The sequence below is a fragment of the Bacteroides mucinivorans genome, from assembly GCF_034654355.2.
Lineage (GTDB): Bacteria > Bacteroidota > Bacteroidia > Bacteroidales > Bacteroidaceae > Bacteroides > Bacteroides nordii.
Map to the genome: position 1 here is coordinate 1,823,795 of NZ_CP178179.1, position 11,763 is coordinate 1,835,557.

The 11,763-nt window shown below is 41.3% G+C and carries 7 protein-coding genes and 1 tRNA gene; all 8 read right to left on the reverse strand.

What is annotated here, in order from left to right; all coding sequences use genetic code 11:
- Positions 1-110: 110 nt before the first annotated feature.
- The 8 genes from VCM39_RS06305 to rho all read right to left on the reverse strand — a co-directional run bounded on the left by VCM39_RS06305 (position 111) and on the right by rho (position 11,689).
- A tRNA-His gene (locus tag VCM39_RS06305) sits at positions 111-189 on the reverse strand.
- A gap of 73 nt (positions 190-262) precedes the next feature.
- The gene (locus VCM39_RS06310; protein ID WP_221650448.1) at positions 263-1,405 is read right to left on the reverse strand and encodes a CapA family protein; all 1,143 of its coding nucleotides are present in this window, start codon (positions 1,403-1,405) and stop codon (positions 263-265) included.
- Positions 1,402-2,283 carry a bifunctional methylenetetrahydrofolate dehydrogenase/methenyltetrahydrofolate cyclohydrolase FolD gene (gene folD / locus VCM39_RS06315; RefSeq protein WP_221650447.1) on the reverse strand — a complete coding sequence of 294 codons (882 nt, stop codon included), beginning with the start codon at positions 2,281-2,283 and terminating at the stop codon, positions 1,402-1,404. Before folD ends, VCM39_RS06310 begins: the two co-directional genes overlap by 4 nt.
- A gap of 401 nt (positions 2,284-2,684) precedes the next feature.
- Positions 2,685-4,007, reverse strand: a complete 1,323-nt coding sequence (ffh, locus tag VCM39_RS06320; protein ID WP_221650446.1) for a signal recognition particle protein — start codon at positions 4,005-4,007, stop codon at positions 2,685-2,687.
- A gap of 219 nt (positions 4,008-4,226) precedes the next feature.
- On the reverse strand, positions 4,227-5,549 hold the full coding sequence (locus VCM39_RS06325) for an MATE family efflux transporter (RefSeq protein WP_221650445.1): 1,323 nt from the start codon (positions 5,547-5,549) through the stop codon (positions 4,227-4,229).
- Between the two features lie 40 nt (positions 5,550-5,589).
- Positions 5,590-7,548: a histidine kinase dimerization/phospho-acceptor domain-containing protein gene (locus VCM39_RS06330; protein ID WP_322933887.1), complete on the reverse strand. Its 1,959-nt coding sequence runs from the start codon at positions 7,546-7,548 to the stop codon at positions 5,590-5,592.
- Positions 7,545-9,371 carry an ATP-binding protein gene (locus tag VCM39_RS06335; RefSeq protein WP_323674039.1) on the reverse strand — a complete coding sequence of 609 codons (1,827 nt, stop codon included), beginning with the start codon at positions 9,369-9,371 and terminating at the stop codon, positions 7,545-7,547. The genes VCM39_RS06330 and VCM39_RS06335 overlap by 4 nt, the downstream gene beginning before the upstream one ends.
- 260 nt (positions 9,372-9,631) lie before the next feature.
- On the reverse strand, positions 9,632-11,689 hold the full coding sequence (rho, locus tag VCM39_RS06340) for a transcription termination factor Rho (protein ID WP_289291286.1): 2,058 nt from the start codon (positions 11,687-11,689) through the stop codon (positions 9,632-9,634).
- Positions 11,690-11,763: the final 74 nt, after the last annotated feature.

Consider the following 11,763-nt stretch of genomic DNA (forward strand, 5'->3'; position numbering starts at 1 on the left):
TAATTGTTGTTGAATCTAATCTACGAAAGTATGAAAAAGTAGAAATACATCCGCAAATGTCTTATAAACAAAAAGAAAGAGGAATCTCATTACTGAAATTCCTCTTTCTTTGGGGGTGGAAGACCGGACTCGAACCGGCGACATTCAGAACCACAATCTGACGCTCTAACCAACTGAACTACATCCACCATGTTTGCGTTTCTCTAACGCGGTGCAAAGATAGATATAAACTTTTAATCTGCAAATATTCCATGAGATTTTTTTAATAAAAAGTGTACTCTTTTATTCCTTTGTTATGCTTCCTAAATAGTGATTGAGCATCATTTATGAAGATTTTCAGGTGGTTACGCTCTGTAACAGAAAGTGAGTCTGCCGGATAATTAATGGGATATAATATATGATTTTTTTTTCGGGAGAGAACGGGACGTGATGTCCACACTAAGCTATAACCACAATTGGCTACACGAGTGACACTGTCTTTTTCGAGTTCTAACTTAAATAGTAAACCACCATCAGTACGCCGGGCAGACATATTAGAGATGAAATTTCCGAGAGAATAGACTATCACATGCTGATTTCCGGTTATGCTGTCCGTAAGGAGCTCCATGGGTTGCACTACGTGTGGGTGCGAACCGATAATGTGGGTAACTCCCTGCTGTAATAACCAGTCTGTGAGATTCTTTTGTTCTTTATTGGGAAGTGACTGATATTCATCACCCCAATGCATACAGGCAATGAGGGCATCGGGATGTTGTGCCCTGGCAGCTTCAATATCTTGTGCCATTACTGCTTTATCGATATAGTTTACCACATTGGGAGAGGTTACTTTGATACCGTTTGTACCATAAGTATAATTTAAAAGGGCAATGCGAAAGCCATTCTTTTCCAGTAATAAAGGGTATTGTTGGTCACGTGATTCAGTATTGACATAAGTTCCTGCATGTGGAATTTGTAATGAATCGAGCATTAGCAAGGTCCTCTCTAATCCTTTTCTACCTTTATCAAGACAATGGTTATTAGCTGTTATCAAAACATCGAAACCTGCATCGCGAATGGCGAAAAGATATTCATCCGGTGCACTAAAGGCAGGGTAGCCGCGATAGGGTTTCCCCCCCAATGTTACTTCAAGGTTTGCAATTGCAATGTCTGCCCGGTCTATTTCTTCCTTAACGAATTTAAAACAATCTGAGTAATCGTATCCTGTAGAGGTACGGGCGGCATTAATCTGCGCCTGGTGTTGCATAAGGTCTCCGGCAAAGAGGAGGGTGATCCGTGAGGTGGTAATACTATCTTTTGGGCAGGAAATAGAATCCGAAGTATTAATAACAGAATCTCTCCTTTCCTGCGACATGGATGTGCAGGAGTAGGAGAGAAAGAAGAGGATTACCAAAGAGATATTTCTCATTTATAGATGGCTTTTTTACCCGCCAACAATGTATTCTTCATTAAAGAAACAATAGTCATCGGACCTACACCTCCCGGCACAGGAGTGATGTATGAGCATTTGGGTGCTACTTCGTCAAATTTAACGTCACCTGTCAGCTTAAAACCGGATTTTTTGGTAGCGTCGGGTACACGTGTGGTACCTACGTCGATGATTACTGCACCTTCTTTTACCATATTTTCTTTTACGAAGTTCGGTTGTCCTAAAGCGGCAATGATGATATCAGCTTCCTGGCATTCTTTTACCAGATCGCGGGATCGACTGTGGCAGACAGTCACTGTAGCATCGCCCGGATAGGCTTTTTGCATCATGAGGGCAGCCATGGGCTTACCGACAATGTTACTGCGTCCCAGCACTACGCACTTCTTCCCTGAGGTTTCTATCTTATAGCGTTTCAGCAGTTCAAGAATACCGTTCGGGGTGGCAGACACGTAGCAAGGCAATCCGATGGACATACGTCCCACGTTGATGGGATGAAAGCCATCTACATCCTTCCGATAATCGATGGTTTCGATTACTTTTTGTTCGGAGATGTGTTTGGGTAGGGGTAATTGTACGATAAAGCCGTCTACGTCCGCATCTTCATTGAGTTCGCGTACTTTGGCCAACAGCTCCTCCTCTGTCACATCACTTTCGTAGCGGATGAGGGAAGATTTGAAGCCGCAAACTTCACAGGCTTTTACTTTGGCAGCTACATACGTTTCGCTACCTCCATCGTGGCCAACAAGGATAGCAGCCAGATGAGGACGTTTGCCACCGTGGGCTACAATTTCTGCCACTTCAGCTGCAATCTCTTGCTTTACTTGCTCGGAAATGGCTTTTCCATCTATAAGGGTCATGTTCAATAGTATTTTGGTGAAGGACAAAAGTAAAATAAATAACTGAATCAGCCAAAAGGAATTCATTTTTTGTCAATAGCCGATTTATAGATTATTAATGGAGCGAAAAGCTTGGAGAAGAGGAACCGGTATTTTATCAAAATAACGGTTACATTGGAGCGGAGTTACATTGTATCTTGAACCAGATTATGCCGTAACTTTGATCGAAAAACAATGGCCTTAATGCAAGACTCACTGACTTTTTATTTGAAATCGGCTTTGTGGGAGCTCTTTTGTGAATGAATGGTACAAAAAAAAGGAGAAAGCCATAACTCTCTCCTTTTATACTGGTTTTATCTCAATCTGCTGATATTAAAGGTACAAAATAAAAATACCAAAGTTAAGTGCTTCGTCTTAAAAGACTAACGTTTCATTTTTGGCATCATTTTACCCATCTTGCTGCCAGTTACCATCTTCATCATTTTACGAGTCTGATCAAATTGTTTCAGCAGGCGGTTTACTTCCTGAATAGTTGTACCACTACCTTTAGCGATACGGGTACGGCGCGAACCATTCAGTATTTCCGGATTGGAACGTTCTGCAGGAGTCATAGAATAAATGATGGCTTCAATGCTCTTGAAAGCGTTATCGTCAATATCAATATCTTTGATGGCCTTTCCTACACCAGGGATCATAGATGCAAGCTCTTTGAGGTTACCCATCTTCTTGATCTGAGCTATTTGGCTAAGGAAATCATTGAAGTCGAACTGATTCTTGGCAATTTTCTTTTGCAGACGTTTTGCTTCTTCTTCGTCGTACTGTTCTTGTGCACGTTCTACCAGTGAAACGATGTCACCCATACCTAGGATACGGTCTGCCATACGTGCAGGGTGGAACTGATCAATAGCATCCAGCTTTTCGCCTGTACCTACAAACTTGATGGGCTTGTTGACAACCGAACGGATGGAGAGTGCTGCACCACCACGGGTGTCACCGTCAAGCTTTGTCAATACTACACCATTGAAGTCGAGGCGATCATTAAATTCTTTTGCAGTATTAACAGCATCTTGTCCGGTCATGGAGTCTACCACGAAAAGGATTTCATTCGGGTTGATGGCTTTTTTAATAGCAGCAATTTCGTTCATCATCTCTTCGTCTACAGCCAGACGACCGGCTGTATCGACGATTACAAGATCGTATCCTTTGGCTTTAGCTTCTTTAATTGCATTTTGTGCAATTTCTACCGGATTCTTACTATCCGGTTCAGAGTACATCGGTACTTCAATCTGTTCAGCCAGTACACGGAGCTGTTCGATAGCAGCAGGACGATACACGTCACAGGCTACGAGCAACGGTTTGCGATTCTTTTTAGTTTTGAGCATCCGGGCCAGCTTTCCGGAAAAGGTAGTCTTACCTGAACCTTGCAGACCAGACATCAGGATAACAGCCGGATGGCCATCTGTGTTAATTTCAACAGTTTCTCCACCCATTAACTGAGTAAGTTCGTCGTGAACGATTTTCACCATCAACTGGCTTGGTTTCACGGCAGTAAGTACGTTTTGTCCCAGTGCTTTCTCTTTTACTGCATCGGTAAAAGTTTTTGCTACTTTGTAGTTAACATCGGCATCCAACAGGGCTTTACGCACATCTTTCAGTGTTTCTGCTACATTGATCTCGGTGATTTGACCCTCACCTTTCAAAATCTTAAACGACCTCTCTAGTCTCTCGCTTAAATTATCGAACATATCTTATACTAATTACTGATTACTAAACTTATAGACCGGTTTACCACAGAGGATACAAAATTTTTAGTGAGTAGTGAATAGCGATAAGTAATTTAGTATCATGCAGCATGATAGTGCAGCCAGTTAATCACTAATCACTTATCACTACTCACTAAAAAACTGTACCCTCTGTATCCTCTGTGGTAAACCGGGATGCAAATGTACAAAAATCTCTTGTATTTATATCTTTTTATTCTGCCATTTTGCTTTTTTGAAGTAAATATAGCTTGTGGTAAGTAACAATGTATAGTACACAATCTCAATGGTAAAGCACCATTCGATGGGAGCTTTCAACCACATTCCGATGAAGATTATATACGAACCATAAATGACGATGGTTATTACTTCAAGTAACAAGGCGGCTTGTGTGTTACCGGTACCGGATATTCCGTTAAATACGATATTGGCTACGGAGGCTATGAGCATGGCAATGCAGATGACATAGACAGATGGAACAGACTCGGCTATCAGGGCAGCTTCATTTGTATAGATGGAGAGCATAGCTTGCGGAAATGTTGCGGTGATGACGACCAATGCCAGCATAACGAAGAATGAAAAACGGGCTATCTTATTGATGAGTGTCATTACGTATTGTATTCCTCCTGCGCCAATGGCGTTACTGACCAAGCTATTAGTAGTGGTGGCCAGTGCGTTTACCGGAATGAGCATTACGATGTATATGCTTCGCACAATATTGGCAATGGCAAGTTCACGTTGTCCCAACCTTTCTACAGCTACGAAGAATATGAACCAGGTAGCCATTGACAAGAAGTACTGCAACATAGTGAAGCAGGAGATACTAAGTATACGCATCAGTAACTGAGGATCGAAAGAACGTAATTTATTCAGGCCATACTTTTTCAGGTCGACGGTGATATACGTATAAATGAGGAAGAACAGAATGGAACTGGCTTCTGCTATTACAGAAGCAATGGCAGCTCCTTTGATACCCATTTCCGGGAAGCCGAAATGCCCGAATATCATTGCATAGTCCAGCACTACGTTTGTCAGTGCCATGACGACGGCATTGATGGTAAGTACCTTTGTACGCGTAATGCCGATATAAAGTGCCCGGAACATTACGTTGATAAACGAAAAGAAGAATCCGTAGATACGCCAGTCCAGAAATTCCATTGTGGCATCGTATATGGATTCGGAGGAAACCAACATCCGCATAATATTGCCTCCGAAAGCCTTTGTAAAGCTGAATAATAGTAATGCCATCAGCAGCATGAACATAACACCTTGTATCATTACCGGTCCTACGTCAGAGTAACGACCTTCGCCATTACGGCGGGCAATAACAATTTGCGAGCCGGTACTGAAGCCGAAAGCAATAGTAAAGATGCAGATATAGAAAAGTCCACCCATAGCCGAAGCTCCGAGTGCTACTTCACCTACACGTCCGAGAAAGGCGGTATCAGTGACGTTAATAACATTTTGTGCCAGTAAACTAAGAAGTATCGGGTAACTGACACTCCAAATTTGCTTGTTAGTGTACATAAATGAGCGTTTAGGTTTGCAATTTGCAAAGATAACGCTTTTATCCGGATATACTGTCGGGGGGAAGAGTTAAATCAATTGTGTGTTTGCCGTGTTTATCGGTAGTGACGGTATAACTACCTCCGAAATGTTTCAATAACAGCTTATTTATTTCATGGCGGATGCTTGCTTGTTGTGAATGGTATTTCGGATCAGCCAGTGGGCTATTGATAATTTGGAAATGAATGATTCCTGAAGTATCGCTCTGGTTTACTGTAAAGGTAATTTTTCTTCTTTCTTTGCTTTTGTCCGGATAGATCAATGTGCTGAGCAAGGCTTGTGTTATCCGTCCGGTATCTGTTGTGATGTCCTGTGTGCTGATATTAGCCTTGAACAGAATTTCTATGACTCCCTCGTTTCTCATCTGTGCCATATAGATGGCATCATTACAAAGTGCAATTGCATCGTAAGTCTGTATTTGAAACTTCATCATATTGGCTTCGAGGCGGGATAGATCGAGTACATCATTTACCAGTTGTATCAGTTCTTCAGAATTCTTCTGGATGATGGCCGAATACTCTTGTCTCGTATTTTCGTCCATATTGGGTTCCGAAGCTATAAGTTGTGAAAAACCAACAACTCCGTTGAGAGGGATACGGATATTGTAGCTCATATTAGAGAGAAAATGATTTTTAGTCTCGTTAGCTTTCTCAATCATCAGGGTGGCTTTACGGGTTTCGCTTTCTGCTATCTTCAAAGCTTTTCGCACCTGGTAGGCACGTATCGTGAAGAAGATTAATATGATCAGGGCAATAGCGATAATGCAGAATACCAGAAGTTGGATTTTACTCTTCAACTGTTCTTCTTCAAGCTCCATTTTATCTATATGGTAGTTGCTTTGTATCAGATTCATTTGCTTATCGGACAGTTCGGTAATCAGTGAATCTTTCATCTGTATAACTTTTTCGTAGATTGGTATTGCTTCCTGACTACGTCCGGCTTCGGTTAGAATATCAGCTTTGGCGGACAGTTGATTGACGTAATCGCTGCTGAAAGCGTCTTTTAATAGTACAACAGTAGAATCCAATTGGTTGATAGCACGGTTGTATTCTTTGCAAAGACGGTAATAAGAGGAATATGCATCGTGATAAAGTACCCGATACATAAAATAAGTATTGGGAGTGAGGTATTCGGTGCTTTTTTCAAGATGTTGGAGGGCCAGCAGAGGTTGTTTCATCTCTACATAATAATATGTATAGTAGATATCATTGAAAATCATCGGATCCTGAAAAGCCTCTTTCATCGTTGGATTTTCTGCGATATAATCAGAAAGAATTTTCTTTTGTTCATCCAGATACTTTTTCTGATCCTGGAGATCTTTGTTGGCTTTGCTGAGTGAGATAAGTTGGCAAAGTACGGAGTTTCTTACAATCACATTATTCATTTGAGGAAGAAGTTTATGAGCTTCTTCCAAAGCTTGTTTACCTTCTTTCCATCGGCCTGTACCCATATAGGCATTGGCGAGACATTGCTTGGCGCCTATCAGACCACGTATGTTCTTGGCCTCTTGTGCTTTCTTATACATTTCAAGCGACTTGTTGATAGCAAGCTCGATTTGCTCTCTGTAGGAGTATAGATCTATCTGGCATCTTTGTGAATCGAAGTAATAATCCCACAAACCAGCTTGCCGGGCGTAAGGCTCCATGTCCGATATCTTTTTGACTACGCTATCCAGCTCATTCTGATTATAGTAATAAATAACCTGAAAGTAGAGTGCGATTCCGGCATACTTGGGATTGTTTTGAGTGATAGCCTCCTTTAACAACATATTTGAGTAATAGATGCATTTGGGGCTTGTCTGTTCCATCCGTGTTATGCTTTGTATAGTGTGCAGGCGTAGAGAATCATGCGGCATGTCGGGCAACAGTCTTTCCAGACTATCAGCATTGGTTGTTGACGGAACTGCCAGACTTATCAGGATATGGCAGCATAAAGCGAATATGAAGATCAGTTGTTTCATTGTAGCTTTTTGTTTTTGGTTGCTGCATCTGGTTTTATAGGATGGGTGAACATGAAACGGGCACCTGCTGTATATTCCGGATCAATCCATATTTTTCCTCCGATCTGTTCAACAATAAGCTGGCAGATAGAAAGTCCCAAACCTGTACCCTGGGCGCCTTCATTCAGCTTTTCGAAGCGGTTGAATATCCGGTTTTGATTTTCCAGAGGAATACCGCAACCGGTATCAGTGACCGAAAAGATGGCGGTATCATCTGATTCTTTTTGTATCTCAAGAGTAATGGAACCTTCCGTAGTGAACTTTGTAGCATTAATTAGTAGGTTGATAAGTAGCTGTTGCAGGCGTGAATCATCGGTTAACAATGGCAATGATTCCAGTGTGGTGACAAAGTGAACATCGGCTTGCGTTTGCTTTACTTTCTTTACGGTGTCGATAACATTACGGCATATGACTACTGCATCACACTTTTTAAAATTAAATACCAATTTAGTCATATCCAGATTGGACAGGTCTATTACATCGTTGATCAGGTTTAATAGTAATTCGGAGTTTTGCTGTATGATATCATTGCATTGCCGCCGTGTTTCATTGTCAATAGAATCATCTGTGAGAATGGCGGAGAACCCCGATAGAGCATTCAATGGAGTGCGAATCTCATGACTCATATTTGAAAGGAACAGACTTTTGGTTTTGATGGAATTTCTTGCATGTCTCTGTGCTTTTTCCTGTTCTTCTTTTGAATGGCGCAAGCGTTTGTTTTCTGTTCGTATGTGGAAAATGAGTACTGTGATAAGAATTGATAGAGAAAGTACTACCAGAATACCCCATAGGATAGTCTGGTTACGTTCCTGTTGGTTCTGAATTTCCATTTGATCTATTTGATAAATGGTTCGCAGTTCGTTAATCTGACGCACATAGCTGAGATTATCCAAAGAATCCTGCAATATATTGGTCGTTTGGTAAATGAGGCATGCTTTGTCAGTTTGTCCTAATTTGGACAGAAGTTGGGCTTGCTGAAGATTTAACTGTATGTGCTGGTTAGGAGAGTAGGCTGGATTTATCTCTTTGGTGAGATTGCTATATTTCTCTAGAGCCAGATCATATTGACTACTTTGCTTATAATAGCTGGCATACAGGTAATTCAAAACAAAACGCATATATAGATTGTTATGTTCAGAGTTTGCTTTTGTAGCCTGTGTGATATATATGAGTGCTTTGTCTGGTTGATTGATTGCGACATAATAGTAGGCCCGGCATATCGAAACGTAAAAAAGAGTGGAAGTAGTTGGGTATTTGTCGAAAAGAGCTTCGAACTGTTTTAAATATGTAAGTGCCTTATCTGTATCTCTTATCTTTAACAGTGTGAGAATCAGATTTGGGAAAATATGTATTTTCAGATGATCTGCATCTTCCGAAGTGTTTAGAATATTTGATGCTTCTGTGTAAGAATCGATGGCTTGTTGTCTCATATTTGCACCCAGATAGGCGTCTCCGATAGCACGAAGGGAAAGGGCAATGCCTTTATCATAGTTCATTTCCTTGGCTTTCTCATACATGGTGTGTGCTTTATCTACAGCTATTGTAATATCACCACGAATAGCATATGCACTGGATACCAATTGTCTCAGATGAAAAAGGCTACTATATTGTTTGTTTTTTTCTAGTTGTGGATCAAGCTCTTTCTCCCATAAAATAATACTGTCGGCAGTTATATTTTTTGCATAAGGTAAGTTGTTGTCTATGAGAATTTGTAAGTCGGCAAGGTGTTCCGAAGTGTTATTCACAGAATAGACTGGGACAGAATATAGAAAACCGGCCAGCATTCCTAATATGTAATAGATATAAATTCTCACTGTTTGATGTCCTGTTCGCGATGTTTGGTGCAAAAATAAGTAAAAAGAGTGAAGATATCACGATATCTTCACTCTTTTTACTTATTTATTTTCTGTCTATCAGGTTCTGTACTCCAGGACCTTCATGATTGGGATAACCGAAGGTGACTACGCCAGTGTTTATCTGTGTCTACTTTTAGGCTGTAATAGTCATTTTGGGTCCGGTATTTGAATACTAAGAGATTATATGTTTAGCTATTCATACTCATCAGGAACTCGTCGTTGTCTTTTGTCTTTTCAAGACGATCTCTTACGAAATCCATAGCTTCTATCGGATTCATATCTGCCAAGTATTTGCGTAGGATCCACATGCGGTCAAGTGTTGTCTTGTCAAGTAACAAGTCGTCACGACGTGTACTTGAAGCCACAATATTGACAGCTGGGAAGATACGCTTGTTGGATAGATTGCGATCAAGCTGCAGCTCCATATTACCTGTACCTTTGAATTCTTCGAAGATAACCTCATCCATTTTGGAACCGGTATCGATTAATGCTGTTGCGATGATGGTTAGCGAACCGCCATTCTCAATATTACGTGCAGCACCAAAGAAGCGTTTGGGTTTGTGCAATGCATTGGCATCCACACCACCGGACAATACTTTACCTGATGCCGGAGAAACGGTATTGTAAGCACGTGCCAGGCGTGTGATAGAGTCCAGGAAGATAACTACGTCATGTCCACATTCTACCAGTCTCTTTGCTTTTTCAAGTACGATACCTGCAATCTTCACGTGGCGTTCTGCCGGTTCATCAAAAGTAGAGGCGATAACTTCGGCGTTTACACTACGTGCCATATCGGTTACTTCTTCCGGGCGTTCGTCGATCAATAGCATTATCATATATACTTCCGGATGATTGGCTGCGATGGCGTTAGCAATATCTTTCATCAACAGGGTCTTACCTGTTTTAGGCTGAGCCACGATCAAAGCACGTTGCCCCTTACCAATTGGTGAAAATAGATCTACTACGCGTGCGGACATCGAATCGGAGTATCCGCCTTTACAGAGTCTGAACTTCTCATCCGGGAAGAGGGGAGTCAGGTGGTCAAAAGGTACACGGTCACGTACGAATGCGGCATCACGACCATCTATTTTAGATACTTTTACCAGCGGAAAGTATTTTTCTCCTTCTTTAGGAGGACGAATGATACCCTCTACTACATCACCGGTTTTTAGACCGAATAATTTGATTTGTGATTGAGATACGTAGATATCGTCCGGAGATGAAAGGTAGTTATAATCAGAAGAACGAAGAAAACCATAGCCATCCTGCATGATTTCCAGAACTCCTGTACCGGTGAGGATATCATCAAACTCATAAGGTTTTTCGCGCTCAATCACTTTACGTTCCGGAGCCGGAGCATTCTCTCCCATATTCTGCTGTTGGGCAGGTCTCTGCATAGGCAGGCGGGGGGGATTATTTCTTGGTGCGTTATTGTTGTTAGGATTATTGTTGTTATCGCGGGGACGGATAACGCGGGGACGCTGTTGGTTCTGTGCCTGTTCAGGAACAGGAGTAACCACAGGCTCTGTTTTGGTTGATTCGAATTTACCGAAAAGTTCTGTTGGTAATTCTACTTTCTCAGAAGGGAGATCTTCTATTGGGATAAAATCGTCATCAGCACCTTCGGATAAGATATTGCTTTCTTCATCGATAACTGCTGGTGCTTTGGGTTTAATAATGGGCTTTGAAATAGGTTTTGTCTCTATTTTCTTTACCTCAACCTTTTTTGCCTCTGTCTTTTTTACTTCAACCGGTTTTTCAGTTTCGGCTGCTGCAACTGGAGCTACTTGCTCTTCTTTAGGCTTGTTTTCTGTAGCATTTTTACGAGGACGGCCTACTTTCTTTTTGGGAGTTACTGCTGTTTTTTCTGTTGCAGGAGTAGTAACTTCAGTTTTTATAACTTCTGCTTTTACAGGCTCAGCTTCTTTAGGTTGTACTTTGGCTGCCGGAGTCGGAGTGGGAGCAGTTGTTTCAGTTTTGGTTATCTCACCATTTTTGGTAGCGGAGAATACTTTGTTTTCTTTCTTCATTGCTACCCGTGAACGTTTTTTCTTGTCTTCATTACGCTCCTCTTTCAATTTATCTGCGGCAACTTTCTTAGTAGCGCCTGCGATAGCTTGTTCGTCAAGGATTTTGTAAACAAGTTCTTCTTTCTTTAGTGAGTCTGTCTTTTTTATACCCAGTTCGCGGGCAATAGTTTGTAGTTCCGACAAATCTTTGTCGTTTAATTGGATAATGTTATACATACAGTATAGTAAGTTATTAATATTTTTTGTTCAGCTGGAATACGGACGTCACAACACAACTTCACCAGTCATTG